Annotated in this window: 17 protein-coding genes and 3 pseudogenes; 5 read left to right on the forward strand and 15 right to left on the reverse strand. The window is 59.6% G+C overall.

Translation table 11 applies throughout. The features are described 5' to 3' along the window. The first annotated feature begins 136 nt into the window (after nucleotides 1-136). The gene (locus NKH73_RS26275) at nucleotides 137-1882 is read left to right on the forward strand and encodes a hypothetical protein (protein WP_352656950.1); all 1746 of its coding nucleotides are present in this window, start codon (nucleotides 137-139) and stop codon (nucleotides 1880-1882) included. On the opposite strand, the gene NKH73_RS26280 is transcribed toward NKH73_RS26275, so the two are convergent. Continuing rightward, nucleotides 1879-2079, reverse strand: coding sequence for a hypothetical protein (locus tag NKH73_RS26280; RefSeq protein ID WP_156934446.1), 201 nt, complete (start codon nucleotides 2077-2079; stop codon nucleotides 1879-1881). The genes NKH73_RS26275 and NKH73_RS26280 overlap by 4 nt on opposite strands. 286 nt (nucleotides 2080-2365) lie before the next feature. Between NKH73_RS26280 and NKH73_RS26285 the strand changes: the two are divergent. Further along, nucleotides 2366-2632 (forward strand): annotated as a pseudogene (locus tag NKH73_RS26285) (Ros/MucR family transcriptional regulator); the annotation flags it as partial. Nucleotides 2633-2652: 20 nt separating this feature from the next. Beyond that, the gene (locus NKH73_RS26290; RefSeq protein ID WP_352937318.1) at nucleotides 2653-2910 is read left to right on the forward strand and encodes a Y4oE-related protein; all 258 of its coding nucleotides are present in this window, start codon (nucleotides 2653-2655) and stop codon (nucleotides 2908-2910) included. Between the two features lie 113 nt (nucleotides 2911-3023). On the opposite strand, the gene NKH73_RS26295 is transcribed toward NKH73_RS26290, so the two are convergent. The 12 genes from NKH73_RS26295 to NKH73_RS26350 form a co-directional block, all read right to left on the reverse strand. After that, nucleotides 3024-3302: a DUF2274 domain-containing protein gene (locus NKH73_RS26295; protein WP_023766659.1), complete on the reverse strand. Its 279-nt coding sequence runs from the start codon at nucleotides 3300-3302 to the stop codon at nucleotides 3024-3026. Nucleotides 3303-3316: 14 nt separating this feature from the next. Next, nucleotides 3317-4534, reverse strand: a complete 1218-nt coding sequence (locus tag NKH73_RS26300) for a TraB/TrbI/VirB10 family type IV secretion system protein (protein ID WP_352654474.1) — start codon at nucleotides 4532-4534, stop codon at nucleotides 3317-3319. A 10-nt stretch (nucleotides 4535-4544) separates the two neighbouring features. Further along, nucleotides 4545-5573 (reverse strand): P-type conjugative transfer protein TrbG, encoded by a 1029-nt coding sequence (gene trbG, locus NKH73_RS26305; protein WP_352937320.1) that lies wholly within the window; start codon nucleotides 5571-5573, stop codon nucleotides 4545-4547. Further along, entirely contained in the window at nucleotides 5563-6294 is a 732-nt protein-coding gene (trbF, locus tag NKH73_RS26310; protein WP_352937322.1) for a conjugal transfer protein TrbF, read from the reverse strand. The genes trbG and trbF overlap by 11 nt, the downstream gene beginning before the upstream one ends. After that, complete coding sequence (trbL, locus tag NKH73_RS26315; RefSeq protein ID WP_023766655.1) at nucleotides 6295-7617, reverse strand: P-type conjugative transfer protein TrbL; 1323 nt, start codon at nucleotides 7615-7617, stop codon at nucleotides 6295-6297. A gap of 36 nt (nucleotides 7618-7653) precedes the next feature. Further along, on the reverse strand, nucleotides 7654-8379 hold the full coding sequence (trbJ, locus tag NKH73_RS26320) for a P-type conjugative transfer protein TrbJ (RefSeq protein WP_352937324.1): 726 nt from the start codon (nucleotides 8377-8379) through the stop codon (nucleotides 7654-7656). Next, a complete protein-coding gene (trbE, locus tag NKH73_RS26325) occupies nucleotides 8376-10826 on the reverse strand; it encodes a conjugal transfer protein TrbE (RefSeq protein WP_352937325.1) in 2451 nt (816 codons plus the stop codon). Before trbE ends, trbJ begins: the two co-directional genes overlap by 4 nt. After that, complete coding sequence (locus NKH73_RS26330) at nucleotides 10820-11092, reverse strand: VirB3 family type IV secretion system protein (RefSeq protein WP_023689361.1); 273 nt, start codon at nucleotides 11090-11092, stop codon at nucleotides 10820-10822. The genes trbE and NKH73_RS26330 overlap by 7 nt, the downstream gene beginning before the upstream one ends. Further along, a complete protein-coding gene (locus tag NKH73_RS26335) occupies nucleotides 11092-11400 on the reverse strand; it encodes a TrbC/VirB2 family type IV secretion system protein (protein WP_023689362.1) in 309 nt (102 codons plus the stop codon). The genes NKH73_RS26330 and NKH73_RS26335 overlap by 1 nt, the downstream gene beginning before the upstream one ends. Nucleotides 11401-11411: 11 nt before the next feature. Further along, nucleotides 11412-12380, reverse strand: coding sequence for a P-type conjugative transfer ATPase TrbB (trbB, locus tag NKH73_RS26340; protein WP_023831004.1), 969 nt, complete (start codon nucleotides 12378-12380; stop codon nucleotides 11412-11414). Continuing rightward, entirely contained in the window at nucleotides 12377-12790 is a 414-nt protein-coding gene (locus NKH73_RS26345; protein ID WP_023708017.1) for a CopG family transcriptional regulator, read from the reverse strand. Before NKH73_RS26345 ends, trbB begins: the two co-directional genes overlap by 4 nt. 120 nt (nucleotides 12791-12910) lie before the next feature. Next, nucleotides 12911-14941, reverse strand: coding sequence for a conjugal transfer protein TraG (locus tag NKH73_RS26350; protein WP_352937326.1), 2031 nt, complete (start codon nucleotides 14939-14941; stop codon nucleotides 12911-12913). A 308-nt stretch (nucleotides 14942-15249) separates the two neighbouring features. Here NKH73_RS26350 and NKH73_RS26355 point away from each other — a divergent pair. Both NKH73_RS26355 and NKH73_RS26360 read left to right on the forward strand, forming a co-directional pair. Next, nucleotides 15250-16158 (forward strand): annotated as a pseudogene (locus tag NKH73_RS26355) (tyrosine-type recombinase/integrase). Between the two features lie 3 nt (nucleotides 16159-16161). Beyond that, nucleotides 16162-16637: pseudogene (locus NKH73_RS26360) on the forward strand (IS91 family transposase); the annotation flags it as partial. Between the two features lie 541 nt (nucleotides 16638-17178). Here NKH73_RS26360 and NKH73_RS26365 read toward each other — a convergent pair. Then, nucleotides 17179-18351 (reverse strand): hypothetical protein, encoded by a 1173-nt coding sequence (locus NKH73_RS26365; RefSeq protein WP_156938500.1) that lies wholly within the window; start codon nucleotides 18349-18351, stop codon nucleotides 17179-17181. 727 nt (nucleotides 18352-19078) lie between these two features. Beyond that, the gene (locus tag NKH73_RS26370; protein ID WP_023758427.1) at nucleotides 19079-22720 is read right to left on the reverse strand and encodes a YobI family P-loop NTPase; all 3642 of its coding nucleotides are present in this window, start codon (nucleotides 22718-22720) and stop codon (nucleotides 19079-19081) included. Between the last annotated feature and the right edge of the window lie 762 nt (nucleotides 22721-23482).

Here is a 23482-nt window from a genome sequence, read left to right on the forward strand (position 1 = left end):
TCCAACCTAATGAATGACGTTCCGACAGCAGTCTTGCACCATGAGCGCAAGTGTGACATTGATTTGCCACAACAGGAAGACGCCGACTGCAGACCGTTCTTCTGTCGCGCGACAGACTAAATCATGGAAGTGTCTGATGGCCACACTGGAAGAGGTCTATACTGCCTTATTTTCACCAAGATCCGGGTCCGATATATTTGCAAGCGCACCTCTTCTGCCGACAGACCTTTTCGCGTTCGGAGCTCACCTCCTTGAGCGCTCCGGCGCCTATCATCATGTAGCACCGGATGTGAACCGGGCTCGGTCTAGCGGTTTTCGCGAGCTCCTCGTCGACGATGAACTGCGGGCCCGTGCGGTGCGAACGGGTCGAATATGGAGGGCATCCAAACCGCGCGCGGGCAGACGCCTGCCGCCCCCGCCGTCGCGCGTCGAGGTACTTTGGGAAGAACTTGAGCAATTTCGGGACGAACACGTATTCGAGCCGCTTGTGGAAACCGCTGACGCTCCGGAATGGTGGATGATCTGTCTCGAACTCGTCATGATTGCAGACGAGGCCTGCCAAGACATCGGTTTTGATCCTGGAAACAAATTCGCCCGCCCTATCCGGTCAGCTTATGTCGCAGCCGATCTGGGATCCGGTAAGGAGTTTCGGCGCATTCAACGTGCGCCTTTCTCGCTGTCCACTGCAGCCGAGGACTTGGTGTGCGTGCAAGCAAAATCACGCACTCCGTCAGTCGGCTGTACGTTGCGGTCCTTAACTCACAATCTGGCTCTACTGCCGCCCCGCGGCCAAGTGCGGGCGCGATGGGTCCATCCGCCATTTACACGAACGCCTGCTTTGGATGATGACAAACTGGGTCTTCTTTTGATTCCATTCCCTTACCGCGTGGACGAAAACGCTTTCGTGTCGGTCGGTGAACATCCCGGGGGTGGTTGGGGATGGTTCACCGCCCGGCCGACCTGGCTGCCTCTAAACACCGATCGGCAAAAGCGCTCCAGCTTTGTGACATTTGTCCAAGATTTGGTTGATCGAGCGCGCGAGAAAGGGCAGCGCGTTAATGGGGTTGTATTTCCGGAACTGTCGCTAAACTATACTCAATTTCTAGGCTTGGCTCGCGCCCTCGCACGCGACAATGGCATCGATTTTCTGATCGCCGGAGTGACACACGACCAGGACCATCGTCACGGCAACTTTGTCGCCATCGCGCCGTTCTTCCTGCTAGGACGTGAACGCACCGGCACGATTAGCGGCTGGGAACAGACCGTGCTCGTGCGAGAGAAACATCATCGCTGGAAACTCAACAGATCTCAGATCGAGACGTATAGCCTTGGGTTGGACCCCGCCAGGAGTTGGTGGGAAGACCTGAACATTCTTAGCCGCAGTCTTGATGTTTTGGTGTATCGGGGCTCTTCAACTCTCACGACCCTGATATGTGAAGATTTGGCGAGGGTTGATCCTTGCCAAGCGGTTGTTCGGGCCATCGGGCCGAACCTGCTGATCGCTCTTTTGATGGATGGACCGCAAATCGGCAGCCGTTGGCCAGCCCGATATGCTACCGTACTGGCCGACGACCCGGGCACATCAGTGCTCAGCCTAACTTCGTTCGGATTGATGGCCCGCCAGAATGATCTCGGCCAATGGCCGCAGTCCTGCGCGATCGGATTGTGGAAAGACGAGGCAGCCGGCATCAAGGTTCTCGAACTTCCGCGCGAGGCGGATGCGATTTCTCTGCAAATTAGATCGGTTGCTAAATCCGAAAACACGCTAGACGGCCGGTCGGACGGCGGTTCATCGCATCGTTGGGAATATGAATCCCATACCGGCGTTACTCTCGAACCCGCAGCGCGGCCGGATTGGGTTAGGACGGGTATTGGACGCTAGTACGCTTTCGCAGCAGATTTTGCCAATGGCACGGACTTTGACGATCCCATCGTACGATAGTCCTCCCGTGCGCGCTTCTTAAAGGTCGCATAGATGCGATCCTCCTCAGGATGAGGCGATGACGATTTTTCGGCTGCTGCGACCTTTCGCTGAGCCTGCTTTGTAACGGCCGCGTAGCGCTTCTTGATGTCGGCCATTTCGGTGTCCTTATTTATCAGAATCCATTTAGCCATAAGATGGCATCGACGCCAGTGGCATTCAAGCGCTGAGCCGACCGCGGGTAGAGGCGCCAACGTGTGGCCGCAAGCCTAACACACTGACGCATGGCCACGTAATCGGTCTGGCGCGCTTCCATTGACCCGCTGAAGACGCGTATTTTCATGCCCGGACGCGAAACGCGGTCCAGCTTTTCTCCAGCTCGGCATCCTCGTCCACCGTAAGAAGGCAAAATGGATGGCGCGCACGGGCGACTTTAGCACTCGCGCAGTGAATCCCAAGAGGTCCGTGTTCCCAGACTACATCATCAGCCTTGAAGACGGTCAGAAATACAAGTCGCTAAAACGCCATTTGGCAACTCGACATGGGATGACGCCCGATGAATACCGGGCGAAGTGGGGACTGGCGAAGGACTATCCCATGGTCGCTCCAAACTATTCGGCTACCCGATCGGCGCTGGCAAAATCGTTAGGATTGGGAAGGAAGGCTGCTCCGGCCAAGAAAGCTACCGCGAAACGCAAGGCGAAAGCCTGAGAGCAGTAGAGATCTTTGGCGTGCCAGGGAATTACCGTGATCATATCGGCACCGATGCACTGGAACGTGGCAGCCTAACGCTTTGGGATTTTGCAGACCCGGATGAGGCGGCCAAAACCGCTCTCGATATCTATGGGCCGGGCGCGGTGACCGCCGCGGCCCATTGCGCATTGACGGCGCGTTTTGATGGGCGCGAGCGCGACTATCGCTTTTGGGTCGCGGTTTTCTCGCAGCTCAAACACGCGTCTCTGGCGAGTCACCTCCGGCGAAGCCATTAGAGCGGATCAGTATCAGGGTCTGCGTCAAAGACAGCAGCTTTTGCGCTCAGGAAACTTCCTGGTGCTGCAATTCATCAGCTGTATCTCTACTCGGACAAGCCGAACCGCCCACGCTAAGTGTTGTCTAATGTTGAAGATGATTGCCTTCGTGGTTTCTCCGACGCGCCGGCGCCCGGCAGTCCTTCCTTTCTGGCCTTGGCAAACGCCCGGTCGCCTTCCAGGAACCCGACCAGCATAAAGGGAATCAGCTCAGCCACGGTTTCGGACTCGCCATAGGTCTGACGGTAAAGTGCGGCATAGTCGTTGAGTGCTTGGCTCAAGTCGGCGCCAACAGTGATGGTGATCTTCGAAGGCGTCCGGTCCGGAAGTTTTCCGAGTTTCAGGTTAGCCATGAAAGTCCTCCTGTTCACCCCGTGTATGGCCGCAACACGAGGTCCTTGTGCACGATGACGCGCAACGGCCAACCAGGGCGGACGGTGATCGTGGGTTGGATGTTCAGGTTCTTTTCAGTGATCCGTTGGCCGGCTTGACTGACGTTCTGCTGGGTGGATTCACGAATTGCCTTCACCAAGTCGCTTTCATTTTCCCCAAAGCTCAACTCGGTACCAACCCCCAGCAATGTGGCCACCGCGACGCCCTTGATCAGCTGCCAAGTATGGAAATCCACCTTGTCCTCGAGCCCGGCATAGCCGGCCGCGTCGGTCACGGGCAGATTGTCGATTTCGATCGATGAGCCGTCCGGCATCACAATGCGTTGCCACACCAACAGAGCGCGCCTTTGGCCAAAGGCTACAACACTATCGTAGGTGCCGATCAGCCGTGAGCCCTGCGGGATGAGCAGGGTGCTGCCGGTGACGCTGTCGCGCACATTCTCGGTAACCTGCGCGACAACGAGGCCGGGCAAGTCGGAATTGATGCCGGTGATCAGGCTTGCCGCAATCACGCTGCCGGCCATGATCTGATACGGCGAGGCCGGCGTCTGCCGCGCATGCGGATTGTAGATCCCGCTGGTGTTCCGTTGATCGATAAAATCGAGCTTGCGCTGTTGGTTGTTCTGGTCGCCCTCGGCCGGGGCGACGGAAGCTCGCGCGCCTTCGGTATCTGGCTGCGGAGGCGCCGTCTCGAAAGGTGAACGTCCGCCCTGCCCATTGCTAAAAGCTTCCGTTTGCTGGAGTCGGGTTTCGATGCGGAAGAGGACTTGCGACTCGCGCGCTTCAATCGCTTGCTGTGCAAGCCGCTGCGCCTCGGCGGAAACGTCTTGCCCGGGCGCGATGCCAAGCTGGCGCTGGTGCTCGAGAATAGGACGGCCGAGATCTCCGGGCAGCGGCGGTCCAAGCACCGGAGCCTTTGGCTTAATCCCGGAATAGTCCTTGGGCAGCGCTTCGAGTCCCTCGGCGGTCGGCTTGCGGTCGGTGCTGTAAAGCTCTTCGGCCTGCTGCTTCAGGCGCAATGCGGGCCCCTGCAGCGCCATCATCGTGACGCCAAAAACAGCGCCGGAACCAACAGCAGCGATGGCGACAATTATGCCGCGCCTGAACCGCACCGCTCGGCGGGGTGAGGCTCGCAGCTGCAGCTGTTCGGGATTGAGCTTCGGCGGAGCATTCGGGTGGGAAGTATCGGTCATGAGCCTCCCCTTACCTGCCAAAACGCGAAAACAGCGAAACCCGCCGCGGCGGTTGCCGACCGTCGGTTCTCGTAATGCGCACCACCTGCTGCTGTTTGGTGCCCAGCCTTAGCTCGGCCGCAGCAAAGAGGCGATCGACGATGTAGTAGTTGCCGCGCATGCGATAGTTGACGAGCTGGTTGTCCCCGTCGGCTCCGACGATGAAGAGCGGCGGCGCCTCACCTTGGTCGATACGGCGCGGGAATTCGATATAGACCTTGCTGCCATCATCAAAGGCGCGGGTCGGTCTCCACGGTGGCGTGTCGCCGGCGATCGAATAGCGGAAGCGGATGTTTTCGAGTGCTACGTTCGAGGCCGCGGGCATTTCAGCCTCTGCCTGAGCGTTGCGCCGCCGAAGCGCCACGAGTTGGTCTTCGCTGTAAATCCAGGAGAGCGCCGCCATGGCAGTTTTCTCAGTGCTTTGAAGCTGCAGGTGATAGGATCGCCTGTCGGTCGTGATGACCAGATTGGTGGCAAGCCCCGGCGCGAATGGCTTCACCAGCACATGAGTGCGCTGGTCATCGCCTGAGCCACTAACGGTGTCACCGATCACCCAACGGACCGTATCGCCGGCTGAGACCGAGGTCAGCTTCTCGCCCCGCTGCAATGAGATATCGGTGACGCGCTCCGGCGCGGCGTAGAGCTGGTAGAGCGCGCCGTCGGCAAAGGGGTAAACCTGCACCGCATTGACATAGCCAAACTTGGTGGGTTGTTGCGTCGCCGCCTTGTTGGCATCGGCGACCTGTTCTTCCGGCGAGCGCTTATCTGGGGCGGGCTTGCCGGGTGCGGGCATCAACTGACCAGGCAACGGTAACGGTTTCGGCACTTCCACGACCTTGATCGGCTTCTCCGGCGCCTTCTCGATCGCGGCTGGTTTGAAGTCCTCGTGGTCATAGGAAATCTGAGGCGGCGGCACTGGCTTCGAGGCACAGGCCGAAAGAACCGCAGCAGACGCCGACAGGATCAAGGCAGCACGAAGCAATGGGGCTCTATTTGTCATTGGCGGGCTCCTTAGGGGAAACGGGGGTTGGCGCGGCGCTGTCGAGCTCGCGCGACCAGTCGATGGCGTTGATGAAGACGCCGAGCGGGTTCTTGCGCAGCTGCTCGGTTGTCCTAGGCGGGCGGATGAGGATGGTGAGGATCCCGATCCAGCGCGTCGTGCTGGCGAGGCTGCCGCGCTCGAACACCTGCTCGGTCCATTTGACCTGGAACGAGTTGTCGGAAGCCCTGACCACGCTGGTCACCTGTACTGACACGCTGCGCGTGCCGATTTGGCCGAAAGGGTCGTTCGCCTTGGCATATTCGTTGAGGAAGAGCGCCGCTCGGTCGGTGGCAAAGTCGTAGGCCGACAGCCAATTCTGCCGCACCAGAACCGCATCGGTGGAAACCGAACGAACATTCTGGATGAAGCGGCTGAGATGCCAGGCGATCTGGGCATCGTCGGGCTGGTAGTTTTGGACTGCCGGCCCGACCGCGTGCGCCTCGCCAAAGCGGTCGACCTCGACGACATAAGGCACGACGCGGCCCTGCATCGACTGCCACAGAAGCCCACCGGAAAGCCCCGTCGTCAGAGCCAGGCAGCCAAAGGCCATGAAGCGCCAGTTCTTGGCCTGCACGCGCGCCGCGCCGATGCGCTCATCCCAGAGTTGGCTGGCCTTCTGGTAGGGTGTTACGGGTTCGGGCGTCTTTCCATAACGCTGAACGGGTCGCTTGAAGAGCATCTAGTCTTCCTTGTCATTGAGGGAGGGATTGGCGCCGCTTCCGCCCCGATCTCCATCGCGCACCGCCTGCGTGGCAGCATTGCGATGGGCGCGTGCGGTCTGTTCGGAACGCAGACGCCTTGCCCAGGCAGGCGCGGCCGCGGGAGCTATAACTGGAGAGCTTCCGCTCATCGAGCTGGTCGGCATGCCGCCGGTCGCGGTCCAGCCGGCATCGCGACCGGCGTCGGCACTACGGCGGAATGGTTCTGCTGCGGATCGCATTCCCCGCACTGCGGCGCCGCTAGCGGCACTCGCAACCCCCTGCAGCCCAGCAGCTACCCCGGACAGCCCGGACTCGGGCGATGTCGCGCGCCCCGTCTGCCAAGCGACGGTGGCAGCGGACCCCATGGCGGCGCCGGCACGGACTGCGGCGAGGCCGCCGCCTGTTGCCATGCGCGCGCCGGCAAACGCAGCGCCTCCGGCAACGAGCGTTGATCCAGCTGCGGCCGCCGTTGTTCCAAGTGCCGCGCCGGCGCCAAGCTGCGGCGCGCCGGAAACAAGACCCGAGGCAATCCCGGGGCCGAAAATGCCGAGCCCAAGCAGCGCCAGCGCACCCAGTACCTGAGACATGGCCGCCGCCAGGTCCGGCTCCTGGCCCTGCAGGGCGGAAGCGAACTCGCCAAAGAGCGTGGAGCCGATGCCGACGATGACGGCAAGCACCATCACCTTGATGCCCGACGAAATCACATTGCCGAGCACGCGCTCGGCCAGAAACGCCGAGCGGTTCCAGAGCGCGAAGGGCACCAGGACGAAGCCGGCCAGCGTGGTGAGCTTGAACTCGAGGATGGTGATGAAGAGCTGGATGGAAAGAATGAAGAAGGCGATGAGGACCAGGAACCAGGCCAGAAGCAGCACGAAGATGGTGAGCGCGTTACCGAAGATCTCGGGGAAGCCTACTAGCTGGCTCGCTTGATTGAGGAGCGGCCAGGCGCCCTCGAAGCCGGCCGCGGCAATGCGGCCTGGCCGCAGGAGACTGTCGGCGGACAGGTTGCCGGGCGATGCGTTGATGCCGAGACCGGCAAAGGAGCGGTAAATTATGTCGGCGAGGTTCTTGAAATTGTTCAGGACGAAGGCGAAGGCGCCGACATAGAGCACTTTGCGAACAAGCCGGCCAAGAATGTTGGGCTCGCCGCCGAACGCCCAGACCAAGCCCGCGAGCGTGATGTCAATGCCGATCAGAATGGTGGTGAGAAAGGCGACGTCGCCCGAAAGCAGACCGAACCCACTGTCAATGTAGCGGGTAAAGGTCTCCATGAAGCGATCGATGACTCCGAGGTCGTTCATGTCGCCGCCTTCCTCGTTGTCTTGAAGAACTGCCGCTCAGTTGCCGGGATAAGCGGTGGCGGTGCCCAGGAAACGCTTCGTCGTCTCGCGAGCGGCTTCCTCAGACTGCGCCTTGCGCGCCGCATCCTCGGCCTCGGCCCGGAACTGGGTCGCAAGCAGCGTCTGGATCTGCATCTGCTGCTTGGTCGAAAGCGCGATCAGCTGATTCGTAGCCTGGCTTGCCTCGAGGGCACCTGCCGCGCTCTGACTGCGATTGACGAGATCGGTAAGCAGGTCGCCATCGGCCTGCACGTTCTCGACGATCTGCGACTGCGCGCTCATGGTCTGGCGGAACGCCTGCATGGCGCTCTGCCAGCGCTCGCGCGCTGCGCTCGCCACATCGCTGACCTTGATGGTGGCGTCGTAGCTTTCCGGATATTGCTGGCGCCACTGGTCCTGCAGCTTGTCGAGATCGAAGCTCAGGCCGCTCGCCTGGGTCATCAGACCGTCAATCCGTTGGAGCGAGCCGGTAAGCTGGCCCACGGAAGAGAAATCCAGGCGCTGAAGGTTGCGCGCCATGTTCTGCAGCATGGTCGCCTGGTTCTGAAGCGACTGGATTTGGTTGTTGATCTGCTCCAATGCGCGTGCTGCCGACAGCACATTCTGCGTATAGTTGGACGGGTCAAACACGATGAGCGCATAGGCCGGCTGGACGTAGTCAGCCATCGGTTTGGCGATCAGGGAAACGGTGACCAGGCTAGTAAAAAGGCGGCGTCCGATCATGACGATTGCTCCTTGTTAGGTTGAGGAAATTGCTGGAGAAGCTCGGCAGCCCAATCCAGGCCGCGCGCACTGAAGAAACGGGCGGCAAAGCTGCCCTGCCCTTCTTCGGAAAGAATATTGTCGATCAGGGTCTGCGCGGCCGGGTCGGAGGCGCCGCAAAGCGCAAGAGCGATCGGGCCTAGCCCGAGCTCGAAGAGGCGATTGCCGCGGCGCGACTGCAGATAGTAGTGGCGCTTCGGCGTGGCGCGGGCGACCAATTCGATCTGTCGCTCATTGAGACCGAAGCGCTCATAGGCTGCCCGTGCCTGCGGCTCCACCGCACGATCATTGGGGAGAAAAATGCGCTGCGGGCAGCTCTCGATGATTGCGGGTGCGATAGAAGAGCCGGCGATGTCGGCAAGCGACTGCGTCGCGAAGATGACGGAGACGTTTTTCTTACGCAGCACCTTGAGCCATTCGCGGATGCGGGCGGCAAAGAGCGGGTTGTCGAGATAGACCCAGGCCTCGTCGAGCATGAGCAGCGTCGGCCGCCCGTCAAACCGGTCCTCAAGACGATGGAACAGATACGTGAGCACAGGCAGCACAGCGCCTTGGCTGTGCATCAGCTCCTGGGTCTCGAAACACTGCACATCCGAGATGGCCAGCCGGTCGTCATCGGCATCGAGCAGCCGGCCGAATGGACCGTCGAGCGTGTAGGGCATCAACGCCGATTTGAGCGCATTGGACTGAAGCAGGACCGACAGGCCAGTCAGCGTGCGTTCCTGCGCCGGCGCGGTGGCGAGGCTGGTGAGCGCCGACCAGATTGCCTCCTTCACCTCCGGGGTGACGGTGACATTCTCGTGGGCAATGAGGCCGGCGATCCATTCGGCCGCCCAGCTCTGTGTGGCCGGGTCGTCGATGTGGCGCAGCGGCTGGAAAGCAAGCGCACCATTCGCACCCAACGCATGGTGGTCGCCGCCCATGGCAAGAGCGGCGGCGCGGGCCGAATTGCCTTTGTCGAAGACATAGATTTGCGCGCCAGCGTAGCGCCGGAACTGCAAAGCGATCAGGGCAAGCAGAACCGACTTGCCGGCACCGGTCGGCCCGACAATCAGCATGTGGCCGACATCGCCGATATGAGTCGAAAGCCGAAACGGCGTCGAGCCGCTGGTTTCGGCGAAAAGAAGCGGCGGAGCGTAATCGCCGGTGACCTCGGCAAGATGCTCGTTCTCCGCTGGACCTGCCCACACGGACGACAGCGGCATGAGATGGGCAAGGTTAAGCGTGTGAACGAGCGGCTGGCGAACGTTGGCGTAGACATGACCCGGCAATGAACCAAGCCACGCTTCGACGGCGTTGATGCTTTCGCGAATGGTGGTGAAGCCGAGCCCGTTGACGATCCGCTCGACGGCGCGAAGCTTTTCCGCGGCGGCTTTACGGTTCTGATCCCACACCGTCACCGTTGTGGTGAGATAGCCGAAGCCGACATGATCGCCGCCCAATGCCTGCAGTGCTGCATCGGCATCGAGCGCCTTGTTGTCGGCGTCGCTGTCGACGAGAGGCACCGGTTCGTTGGTCATTACCTCGCGCAGAATAGCCGCGAGCGATTTGCGCTTGGCAAACCACTGCCGGCGGAGCCGAGTCAGCGTCTTCGTGGCTTCCGCCTTGTCGAGTGGAATGAAGCGCGTCACCCAGCGATAGGCGAAATCCTGGTTATTGAGCGCATCAAGCATTCCTGGCCGGGTGACGTTCGGAAAGCCGAGAACTGTGAGCGTGCGCAGATGCTGCTCGCCCAGCATCGGCTCTAGGCCGCCGGTCAGCGGCGCGTCAACCAGGACGCCGTCGAGATACATTGGCGTTTCCGGCACGGCAACGGGATGATGGCGGGTCGAAATCGTGCCGTGCAGGTACGTCAGGGTCTCGGCATCGTCGAGCGCGCGCACCTCGGGCACGAAGCCCGAAAGAAGATCGAGAACGCGGTCAGTCTCGTCTCGGAACCGGGCAAGCTCCTGGCGCCAGTCTCTTTCCCCTCCCAAGTGATGCGAGTCGACGAGAGCACTTTCCGCGCGCGCTTGGCCATCGGGCCCAGGCATGAAGACCAAGGTCAGATGATAGATGCTCTCGAAATGCGCGACCTTGCCCCCGAAGGCCGCGCGCCGTTCCTCATCGATCAGCCATGAGGCAGCATCGGGAAGGGCCGAGCTCGGATAGCCCCGCGCTTCGATGCGCTCGGCCTCGAAGAATAATGCCCAGCCAGAGCCGAGCCTTCTCAGCGCATTGTTTGCCCGCGCGCATATGCCGATAAGTTCGGCCTCCGTCGCGCTTTCAAGGTCGGGGCCACGAAACCCCAATGTCCGTTGGAAGCTGCCATCCTTGTTGAGCACGATGCCGGGCGCGACGAGTGCTGCCCAGGGCAGATGGTCGGCAAGCCGGTCGGCTTTGCCGCGGTATTCGGAAAGCTTCAGCATGCAAGCCAGCCCTTCTGACGAAGATGACGGACAAGTACGCTGGCAAAATCAGGATCACGCCGTGCGGCAAAGACCGCGAGCGTGTGGCCGGCGATCCAGAGGATCAGACCGGCAATCCACTGCTGCAGGCCTAGGCCGATGGCCGCGGCCACCGTGCCATTGAGGATCGCCACCGCCCGCGGCGCGCCGCCGAGCAGGATCGGCTCGGTGAGCGCCCGATGGACCAGAACCTCGAAGCCTTCGATATGCTGCTCTCCGGTGCTCATCAGACGACTGCCCCGCCGCCAAAGGAGAAGAAGGAAAGAAAGAAGCTCGAGGCCGCGAAGGCGATCGACAGGCCGAAGACGATCTGGATCAGCCGGCGGAAACCGCCCGCCGTGTCGCCGAAGGCAAGGGTCAGGCCGGTGGTGATGATGATGATCACCGCGATGATCTTGGCGACCGGCCCCTGCACCGATTCCAGGATCTGCTGCAGCGGCTGTTCCCACGGCATGCCGGAGCCGGCAGCGTGGGCCTGGGCCGTGAGAAGAAGCGCGACGGCGGCGAACGAAAGAAAGCGAAGCTTCTTGCGCATGAGGTGACCTTTCAGAGCTGCTGGAGTTGCGGAAGTGTGAGCGGGGTGACGGCGTAATCGCCGCTGCCGTCGAGACCCGTGACCTCGGCGATCGCGTCAACGCGGCGCGCGGGTCCTCTTCCGGCAATAAAGATGACCAAGTCGACGGCATCGGCGATCAGCCGGCGGGGAACGGTGACAACGGCTTCCTGGGCGAGCTGCTCAATACGATAGAGTGCGGAGCGTGCCGAATTGGCGTGAACCGTGGCAATGCCGCCGGGATGTCCGGTGTTCCATGCCTTCAGCATATCGAGCGCTTCCGCGCCTCTGACTTCGCCGACGATGATGCGGTCGGGCCTCAGCCGTAAGGTCGAGCGTACGAGATCGGCGAGTGTGATGGAGCCCCGCCTCGTCCTCATGGCAACGCAGTCCTTGGCCGCGCATTGCAGCTCGCGGGTGTCCTCAATCAGGATCACCCGCTCATCGCATTCGGCGACTTCTGCCAGTAGAGCATTGGTAAGTGTCGTTTTGCCCGACGATGTGCCGCCGGCGACCAGGATGTTGCGCCGCTCGCGCACTGCCTTCCTCAGGGCATCAGCCTGCAGCGGGAGCATGACGCGATCGGCGACGTAGTTGGCCAGCGTGTAGAGTTTTGCCGCCGGTTTGCGGATGGCGAAGCATGGCGCCAGCACGACCGGCGGTAGCAGACCCTCGAAGCGCTCGCCTGATGGCAATTCGGCACTGACAATCGGACTATCTGCATGCGCCTCGGCGCGTACATGGGAGGCGACGAGCCGGATGATGCGTTCCGCCTCGGATGGATGCATATGCACGCCTGTATCGACCCGGCCTTCTCCCAACCGGTCGAGCCGCAGCGCGCCGTCGGGGTTGACCATCACCTCGATGACGGTCGGATCGGCAAGGGCCTCGGTGATCGCGGCGCCCATGGCTGTGCGCAGCATGGCTCGGCGGCGGTGGTCCGCTGCGGGATGAGAGTTCATCCTTCGCCTCCATTGCCATTGCCGTAACCAAGCGAGCGCTTCCCGGAGGCTATCTGGCGACCGACCTGCTCGACGAATTTGTCAAAGCGCTCTTGGGCGATCGCCTGTGTCGCCCGATCCGGAATTGGCGTGTGGGCATGAAGCGTGATTGAAAAGCGGATTAAGAGCGCCAGGCTCTCCAGAGTTATTTCGGCGTCGCGCCTGACATGGTCGAGATCGCGGGAAAGACGGTCCAGCCGCTTGCCGTAGCGCTGGTCGAGCTCGTTTTCACCACGCCGTTCGATGAAGGCCTCGACCGCTTTCGCGACGATTGCCGATTTCGTGGTCGACGGGTTGCGGCTGAGGGTTTCCAGCTTCTCGCTCAATTCGGGTTCGAGCAGAAACTGGTGGCGAATGCGATGGGGCTTCATACGTCTCGTTCCGACTGGCCGGCGCTGATGCGCCGGCGGTGCGAACGAACATCGCCGAGATCCGCAAAATCGCTTATGGGCGTTATCTACGCCGAGATACGCCTCAGTTGCGGAAAGCGTTCAGAAGCCGGGGATGATGTCCTTGTCGTCGCCCCTTCCCTCGTTGAGGCCGTAGGCGTTCGCCGCGGTGGAAACCCGGTCCATGACGCGCTTGTCTGCGAGTGCCTCGGCGTCATCGTCCGACAGATTGAAGAGGTCATCCTGATCAGGCTCCCGAGAGACGACGACGTGTTCTTCAGGCAGGCCGGGATGACGCTGCTGTTGCACGCCGCTCCCTTCTTCGATTGCCGCGCCGGCGTGTTCGTCATCGGCAGCGAGACGGCGGTCAACACTGCGGACTTGTCCGCTCCAATCGTCGGGGCGCGACGCAGGACAGTCCGCGTACAGACCGTCGCGCAACACCGGCGCCGGCAGCACCCGTTCGGTGAAATTCGGATCCTGGTAATAGCGCAACTTCTGGGCGCGGATCGGCGGCAACCCGGAAACAAGGATTAATTCGTCAGCTTGCGGCAACTGCATCACTTCGCCAGGCGTCAGCAGCGGGCGAGCGGTCTCCTGGCGACTGACCATGACGTGCGAAAGCCAGGGCGCCAGCCGGTGGCCGGCGTAGTTGCGCATGGACCTGAGTTCCGTCGCCGTACCGAGCGCATCCGATATGCGTTTGGCCGTGCGCTCGTCGTTGGAGGAAAAGGCAATGCGCACATGGCAATTGTCGAGAATGGCGTTGTTCTCGCCATAGGCTTTGGAGATCTGGTTCAAGGATTGCGCGATCAGATAGGCGCGGATGCCGTAACCCGCCATGAAGGCGAGCGCGGTCTCGAAGAAGTCGAGGCGACCAAGAGCCGGAAATTCGTCCAGCATCATGAGCAGTTGGTACTTGCGGCTTTTCTTCGGGTCACCTTCCAGCCGCTCCGTCAGTCGCCTGCCGATCTGATTGAGCACCAGTCGCACCAGTGGCTTGGTGCGCGAAATATCCGATGGCGGCACCACTAGATAGAGCGACATCGGTCGTTCCGCATCCATGAGGTCGGCAATGCGCCAGTCGCAGGCCGATGTTGCCGAGGCAACCGTCGGATCACGATAGAGCCCGAGAAACGACATTGCGGTCGAGAGAACGCCAGAACGCTCGTTCTCTGACTTGTTCAGCACCTCGCGAGCCGCCGAGGCCACGACGGGATGGACCCGAGGTGTGTCCGCCGTGCCGAGGTGGTTGGTGGTCATCATCCGCAGCAGTGTCGCGGCAAACGAGCGTTGCGGATCCGACAGGAAAGTGGCGACGCGCGCGAGCGTCTTTTCTTCTTCCGCGTAGAGCACGTGCAAGATGGTCCCGACCAAGAGTGAATGACTAGTCTTCTCCCAATGATTCCGCCGCTCCAGCGCGCCTTCCGGATCGACGAGAATGTCCGCGATGTTCTGAACGTCGCGGACCTCATCTGAACCCCTGCGCACTTCCAGCAGCGGGTTATAGCGCGCCGATCTCGAGTCGGTCGGATTGAACAGGAGGCAGAAAGAGAACTTCGACCGCCAGCCGGAAGTCAGCTGCCAGTTCTCGCCTTTGATGTCGTGAATGACGGCCGAGCCGGTCCAGGAAAGAAGCGTTGGAACGACCAATCCCACGCCCTTGCCCGAACGTGTCGGCGCAAAGGCCATGACATGTTCCGGCCCGTCATGTCGCAGATAGTGATCCTTCAGTTTGCCAAGGAAAACGCCGGCCGGCTCAAACAGGCCTGCCTTCTCGATTTCCCGAGCCGCGGCCCATCGTGAGGAACCGTAGGTGGTGACCAACCCCCTCTGCCGCGCGCGCCAGAGGGAGCCAGCTATTGCGGCCGCACACCCCAAGAATCCGCTGGCTCCGGCAAGCATGCCGGCCTTGTCGAAGACCTCAGGCGCATAGGCGTCGAAGTGAAACCACCATTCGAACAGTTTCCACGGCTTGTAGATCGGCCGGGCCGCCGCGGCAAACCATGGCGCGCCAAGCTGCGGCTGATAGTCCAGCATGTGGGCGCACCATTGCGTTGCCGCCCATACGCCAACGATGACGATGGCGAACACAACTACGATCTGGCCGACAAGGAGCTTCGTCGGTGTCACGGGCACAGCCTCCACTGTTTGGTAGTAGATGGAAGCAGCATGACGTGACGTTTCAGAATATCGAAGATACCCAATATACGCGCCCGTGCGATGGAGTGAACGTTGCAGGCTTGGAAGACTGGGGCGCCAAGAAGTGTCATCGCGAAGGGCGACGAGCGAATGACTTGTATGAGGCCGTGGAACGAACCCGCTGCGCGGGAGGGGTGCCTGCGGTTGAGGTAGAGATCAAGAACCGGTCGTCGCGCTCGCGTTGAGCGTCGTTCGGCTGGAGCAGAGCATGGCGGGCTTCTTCAACAAGGAGCCTGACCATGCACCATCCCGTTCTCGACGCACCCGTGAGCCCGCTGCGCCAGCGGCTGATCGACGACATGAACATGCGGCGTTTCTCACGCGAGACACAGCGCAACTATCTCCGCGATATCGGACGCCTGGCCACATTCCTCGGGCGTTCACCACACACAGCGACCGCCGACGACCTGCGCCGGTTCCAGATCGAGCAGCAGGACGACGGCGTTCCCGTGCCAACGATGAACAGCATCGTGTCGGCGCTGCGCTTCTTCTTCACCCACACGCTCGACCGCCCGGACCTGGCGCGCCGGCTTGTCCGGCTGGCGCATCCGCGTAACCTTCCCGTGGTGCTCAGTCGCGACGAGGTCGCCCGGCTGCTCAACGCCACCACGTGTCTCAAGCACCAGGCCGCGCTCTCGGTCGCCTATGGCGCGGGCCTGCGTGTCGCCGAGGTGTCGATGCTGAAGGTTGCCGACGTCGACAGCGAGCGCATGCTGCTGCGCGTCGAGCGTGGCAAGGGCGGGCGCTATCGCAACGCCATGCTCTCGGCGGACCTGCTCACGCTTCTGCGTGAGTGATGGAAGGTCGGACGTCAGCAGGGCGTAATGCACCGCGACGGCTGGCTGTTCCCCGGACAGCACGCGATGAAGCCGATCAGCACGAGGCAGCTCTATCGCATCGTCGTCGAGGCGGCCCAGGCCGCCGACATCGCCAAGCGGGTGGGGCCGCACACGCTGCGCCACAGCTTCGCCACCCACCTTCTGGAGGACGGCACCGACATCCGGATCATCCAGGTGCTGCTCGGGCACGCCAAGCTCAACAATACCGCTTTCTACACCAAGGTCGCGACCCGCACGGTGCGCACGGTCACGAGCCCGCTCGACAAGCTCGGCCTGTTCAAGCCGGGAGAGATCTCGCCCGACGGCTGAGCCGTGCGCACCTCGATCGAGGCCGCCGACATCTTCCGTGCTGCCGGGCCACCCTACCGGGCCGCCCATGCAGGTCACCTGAACCTCGCCCAGCTCAAGGTCATGTCGGCGATCGAGTATTGCCGCCCCGCAGCCCTTGGCGGTCACGTCGAGGCTTGCGAGGACTGCGGCCAATGGCGGATCGCCTACAACTCCTGCCGCAACCGGCACTGCCGTGCCAGGGCGCGGCCGCACGGACGTGGTTGGCCGAGCGCGAGGCCGACCTGCTGCCGGTCGGCTACTTCCATGTCGTGTTCACGCTGCCCGCCGAGGCCGCCGACATCGCGTTCCAGAACAAGGCGCTCATCTACGACCTGCTGTTCAAGGCGGCAGCGGAGACGATGCTGACCATCGCCGCCGACCCAAGACACCTCGGCGCGCGCATCGGCATCACCGCGGTGCTCCACACCTGGGGATCGGCGATGACGCACCATCCGCACCGCGCGGACCGCCGGACTCCACGGCGACGAACCGGGAGAACTCTCCATGACCCGGCATGGCATGCTCCAGCCTTCAGCCGCAGGCACTCAGCCTCCGGCAACGGACCCACGCGTGTCCATGGTGATCATCGACGCCGAACGGGTCGCGTCCGGCCGCGCGACCAGCCGACAACACCGCGTGGCCGAAAGGCGAAACGGTCCGTCCGCACCAAACCCGCCGCTTCCAAGCGGCGGTCGCGCCATCGCCGACACCAGCCGCAAATCGAAATCCCCATAACCATCGCCTGCGGCCCGCGCGTTCCTTCCTCGGGGACTTTCGTACGCCTGCCGGCGCCCGAAACTCTTCACGTAACCGGACTGTCAGGTCTTCGCGGCGGTTACGCAGAAAGCTGCCGTTCTACAGTCGACCCCTTCGGAGACGTTCGGAATTCCGAAGAGCGATGCCGGAAGCGGACGTTCAATTCATGCCTCAAGCGTCATGACCGCATCGGGCACCCAGACGCGTTCACCTATATCCTTCTCACAGAAGGCTTGCCGCCGATCAGACCAGATCGACGGCAATCGGGCGGAACAGATCGATTGGGCCCAGCACATGGCCGTCCGGGAGAAAGCTCGCCCCGCTGAAGCCAGTGACCCGGCGCTCTATGCGCGGGAGATCGTTGATCGTCATCGGTCCGTTTCGCGCGGTGCCGACCAGGTGTCGAAAGGTCTTCTCCTCGATGCCGATGAAAGTGCCTGTGCTCCGATCGAGCCTGAAGGGATCGTTCGGCACGGCGACCAACTTTCCGTCTTCGACCTTGAAGGGCAGAACGCCCTTGGGATCGGTTGGGAAATAGCCTCCGACAAACCGCAGTCCCTTCAGATTCGCCAGCAGACATTCCCACAGAACGATCTGGAAGCTCAGTTCGTCAGTGATCGTCGTACCTGTCGCGAGCGCGGCCGAGAGGACGGGCTGGCGAATCTTCGCAAGGCTCGGCGCATAATGGAGAGAGCGGATCGCGGCTGCAAAACCGCCACTTTCATCGAAAAAGGGGCGCTCGCCCGGAGTCCGCGGATCCTCTGCGGAGAGGGTCGTGAAGATGGCGGGGCTATGGGTGTGGACTGCCCATCGCATCGCGACGATGTAACCCTTTACGCTCAGCGCGTTTTTAGACCGATCAAGAACGCGCACCCGATTGAACTGATTGCGCCACGTCGAGAATTTCTTAGCCTTGAAACCGACCGCCTCGATCGTGCCCTTCGCCTCTGCGAGCGACACCTGGCCTGTCGACTCCACGCAGAAATAGTCGGGTGCATCTCCCTCGGTGCCGGGATTGCATTCGACTGACACGCCATTGGTCCAAGAAAGCGCGCCGTGATTGCGGACGTCATCGATCCGGGCGACGTGCGTGATATCGAGGTGCTCGGCCAAGAACCAGCGACAAAAGGCCTCGCCGAGCTCGTTCGAGTTGTTTTGCTTCTTCGTTTTGTTGGCGCCGAGGCCGTTCGGCTGGAACCGAAAAGCGGTGCATGGCTCCAGATATCGAACATGTTCGAACTGGGCAGGGTCAGGGTTCGGCGGTCCCTTGTCGTAGCTCTGCAGATAATATTGGTGATACAAGTCGGCTAGATCGACCATGATTTCCGGCACTTGACTCCCCGGCTTCGCTGGATTCCTGAGTGAAGTGGGCACCGCCGGAAACTTGTTAAGCGCCAGTCTTACTGATTTCTGCATGCATCCCCCCAAGGCGTGGCCCAGCCAACGTCAGACAGCGACATCACGCGCATTACGCTGTTGCCGCTTTCCATCCGCTATACTGCGATAGTGGAGGAAAGTCCTTCCTCGATCGCGTCTCAGGCTATTGTGCTCATGTGGCGCGCATGATCGACCCGGCCCGGGAATGCATAATCCTCGACCGAGCCTCCACGTCGTTCGAGCCAATGCAGAAGGCTGGCTCTCACGTCGTTGGTGATCTCGAACTGAACCGGCCGCCCCGTCTTTTGCTGAACAACGATCGCGCGGGTCCTTATCTCCGGTCCGGCGACCACATCGCGAATCCTGATTTGACCAGGTCACAGCCGCGAAGCTTGCTGTCGATTGCCAGATCGAACAGCGCACGGTCCCGAACGCGTCTCTCGTAATCGAGCAAAAAGCAATAGCCCAAATCTGCTTCTGGGTGAAAGGACGCTTGGTGCCGACCTTCTTCCCAGCATTCCAGGCTGCGTGCTGGCGGCTGGCATCGTGAAATTGAGAATGGCCCATGTGAATTCTCCTCGGCCGTGATTGGCCGAGAGAGAACCGTCGCAGGACACTGCCGCTCATGGGGCCGCAAGCAGACTGTCAGGTTTAGCGAATTGGGGTCTGGTGAACTGATTTTTGGGAGAACCAACAACCTGGTTAGCCGCCGGTAAGAATTCCAAAACCACCAATCTAATGGCATCTCATTGTAGCTACCAGTTTTTCATCGCCTCTTGAGATTTACGCGTATCTCATCACCCAGGAACCAACCACCTCCCTCGCTCCACGAAGAGATGATTCCGCGAGTCTCAAGCCATTGGACCAATGCACGATTTTCATCTGATCTTGGCAATCTTGGAGTGTGATATCCTGTCGTGATCTCAGAGAACGGATATGGAAGCGCCGCAAGCACTTCGCGCGCTTCGTCGACCGCCATAGTCGAGTGAAACTTGTTGAGCAGGGAAATCTGCGTCTCAACGGGCCTTGAATTCAGGATCAGTGACCGCGCTTTAGCCGCATCCATGCCGGATATACGAACGTTGGTGCGGTCAAGAATCGGGCCTATGAGTGCCGCTCGCTTGGGCAGTTCCGTTAGCCTATTCAAATCGATCAGGTCGATTATCGCGCGCTTATCGTCATCTGTTATGTCGGCTTGAAGGAGCTCTTCTCGGAAGACGTCGTCGAGACCGAACATTCCGGGATCGGTGAGATAAGCTTCGATGTTTTTTGCCATGAAAAGGACCGGCAAGTCCGTATTGGCGTCTAGGCTTTCAAGGGTCTCCTTTGAAAAGGTGATCTTGCGCTCCACTATGAGAATAGTATTCTTCGAAGAATCGAGGCTTTTGGGAAAATTCTTGAACGTATTGGGCAACGCTCGGACATATTCCCGGTAACTGTCATCGCTCAGTGCATTCGCGTTAACAAGGAATTGGCGTAGCGGCAGTGTCTCGGGACCGTTACGCAGACTATGCTTCAGAATTACCGCGCGCACATCTTTCCGGTCAAGATAGGCCACTAGGATTTCCGCCGCGAAGCCACTGCCTCCCATGAACGAGATACAATTGTCCCATGTCGGCGCGATACGTCGCAGCTCAAATACCGTGGCGTGCAATTTCTCCGGAACACCCTCCAGCGCTGGCAGGAGAGCCGTCTGTCGACCGAGAAATTCACGAAGATTGTCTTCGTCAAGTCCCTCACGACCTAGGAGATCAGTTATGGCTGCCGCATCTTCTTCAGAATTGTCGTGAAGCTCAAGGAGCACGTCGCTAAGATAGATATCAAGATCGCGTTCGACCCTGGTGATCAAGGCAGGATCTGTGAGCGAACGCAGCGTAGTGTAATTGCGCTCGCGAAACGCCATGAGATTGGTCTCGCCCATGACCTCGCGATAGATGTGTTCCACATTGGCAATCGAGAGTTCAAAAAGGCCCCGTTTTACCATGAAGCGCACGATGCCGGTGAACTTCCCTATTGCCGGAAGGTCTCGAACCTCGAAGTCAATGCGCTCGAGGCGTTCGGGTGCCAAGTCAGGTGCAAGTGCCAGAATTTCAGGGAGTTTCGCCGCGACGAAATCAGGGAACTCGTCGCCATCGCGTGCTAGTGTTTCTAGCGCTCTTTCCGGCAGGTTGGTTACCAACTGTGTGATATGGGAAAGATTGCGCTTGCTGGCGATTGCCGTCGGAACGAACTGCCTCCATTCGTCAGCCAGGCGGGAAAGCAACTTGGGGACGGCGCGTCCCGTGGCGTAGTAGGCCTCTAAGAAATCTTCGCAGCCTTCGAACTGGGACGCGATGAACTCGAAAAACTTACGAGTCTGATCGCTGTAGCGGCTCGCCTCGTTTAGAAGGCAGTCAACCAATTTGACGTTAAGAACATAGCTTTGCCCGAAGTCCGCTTCGCGCATCGCTGCGATGACCTCATTCGGGTTGTCAATCTGAAAGTCGGGGTCGGGAGTAAAGAACGCCCGTATCTGGATCAGAAACTTGTTGTCATTAGGCGACAGCCGACCAGAATGGAACAGCGACGTATATTGATAATACGTATCGTCGAGATGGCCTTCTAGAATCAAGAAGCGAGCCAGCTCGCCCTTCTCGCCGAAGCCGTCGAAAAGATCAGTCACACGGTCGGCGCTTGAACGCACGAGTTCATTGAACTTGGCTGTTCGAAGTGTCGCGATCTTCGCTCTAAGCTCGCGAATCCGTTGCAGGCTCTCGCTCTTGTTGGCCTCAGATTTGCTTTCAATTTCCGCCTTGCGCTGAAAGTAGGTTTTCTCGCTATCCACTTCGTTCTGCAAGGCGGAGATATCGATCCGCTGTCGGCTATTATAGACATCGCGGCAGGTAATATGCGGAACTGCGATTAACTGTTCAAACGCGTCGTGCCCAACAAGCGAGTGAAGTGCGATCCAAGACTGCCCGTCAAGGCTGATGCTATTGACGTTCGCAGGAAGCATCTGAACGAGCGTCATCGCGTAGATTTGGCGCAATTCTTTCAGGTCAGAAGGTGTCTGCCTTTCGGCAACGTCAATCTTTCGTTCGATTTCCGCTATCTCTGCCTTACAGGCCACCTCCTCGTGCGCAACGAGTTCATCGTGGCGGCCCAGAATGTCAGCGAGATTGCCTTCGCCCCGGTGCAGTTGTTCGAAATCCCTGGGGTAGACGTTCTTATATATCAGGACCGCAAGAAGCTTGTTGGCGTTGAGAGTATTTTCGTCGTCGGTCTCCAAATTGGCAACGTAGATGGCGTATTCATTGAAGATATTCTGAATAAGTCTCAGGTCGTCTAGATACCGTGAGACCTCTCGAAGGAACTGTCGATCAAGACGACCGTCGAGTTCAAGCCTCTTTCCCTGCTCCAGCACCATATCAATCGAGTTCGAAGCGTTTATGATGGGAATAACAGGAATAACGAATTCGAAGAACTTGGTCCGGTCTGTATTAACAAATACGTCGTCGCGCAGAGCGTAAAGAAATCTAATAGTTCGTCTGACTCCCGCGTTCGCATTCACCAAGCCGTTGATTTCACGCAACGTCACGAATATTTCTGCATCTTCGAATCGGTCCAGATCCTCAATTATGACGAGATCATATTCTGTTGACTGAAAGAAGTAGATAATTTCATCCAAATGACGGTTAAGTATTGAGTCGAGATTGTCTGATGCTGGCCTTATTTCTATGTCTTTTAGAGAGATACTTTTGAGTGACAGCCCAAAGCTGGCGACATAAAAGTTGTGCAGCGCAACCCACAGAAAAAGCAACGAAAACCCGAATATTGTAAAATTAGGCCAATTGCTGAATTCGAGTGGATCGAAAAAGGTGCCGTTGATTATCGCTTCCCGCTTTGTGAATACGTACCAAATCGAAAGTAAGCCGAACATGATGCACAGCGATTTGAAGATCGACAACACGCCAGGGGATTGAATTCGCTTAAAGCGCGACAGTGGAAGTTTGTTGGCATCTGCACCATACAGCATTTGCTGAAGTATGCTTCTTTCAATCTCCTGCCGGCTCACTTTGAGGCTTGGGGTGCTAGCTTCTTTGTCGCCTGGTGGGCTGGCCTCTTTCACGAACGCCGCGAGAGATATGTGAAGTGAAGGTCTTCGGTATCTTTTCAGGAACGATTGGATGATGCTGCTTTTTCCTGAACCATAAGGCCCCGTCAGCGCTATATTGTTCACCCTCGGGTCTGTCGTCGCGAAGAGCAAAGCTTCGGAATATACACCGGCCTTGTCAGCTTGGTCGGTCGGTGCAAGATTTACAAATTTTGCTTTTGTGACGGCGGGTCGACCAATACCTTCCAAGAAGGCGCCGAAACTAGTGAACCAGCCACCCAGCCAATTTGTTAATGTTGGAGTTCGTTCGCCCATAAGTAACCCAAATATCACTGATCCAAGCGGCAAATATCACTGAGGAGCCGGAAAACACCGACTTTTTATCTCCGAGAACTCCGCATTTGGGAATCGATCAATAGAGTCCCGCCGCCCGCAATCATAGCGGGAAGTAGCCATAGGCAATAGTCTCGATGATTGGCAGCTTTCGGGCGCTCACGGTATCAGCCGCAACGACCGAGATTGTGCGCGTTCCCGCCTGGCAGCTTTGGGGCCGGAACCGGAATTTCCGCTTTCGGTTCGGCCGGGCAGATAGCTGCCTTTCAGCAACCAGCCTCATTGTCGCCATCCGTTTATTGCTGCGAGAATGGTCGCTTCGACCCGCTCATTTCAATTTGGATCACACACCTTTTCTACCAGTGTCTCAGTCTAGTGTGCCCTATGGCCGCGCGATCTTGCTTTCCTTGCTAAACAATCATTATGCTGACCAGCGAGTGGGTGAAATCGCGGAACTAGCGTGTGCCGTCGTTCTGTAGCTTCCTCATATTTGAACCAAGTCAAACTACGTTGGTGATGTCCCTTTGTCGGCGCGTCGGTTGGACCGTTCGCTTTATTCCTGATCCTTCAAGACGCTATAAGTTTCACAAAAGCGGGGTGGCCGTTGCGATGGCGGTCAACGCTTGGCCAGATAGGCGAATTGTCTATGCGATCCACAAACTCTCAAGATGCTACGAAACAGAAGCCTCACGCCCTGGTCGGCGCACCCACGGTTTGGACAGATCTTTGAGAAACATTCCGACG

Source organism: Mesorhizobium sp. M0938, from assembly GCF_040319125.1.
Lineage (GTDB): Bacteria > Pseudomonadota > Alphaproteobacteria > Rhizobiales > Rhizobiaceae > Mesorhizobium > Mesorhizobium robiniae.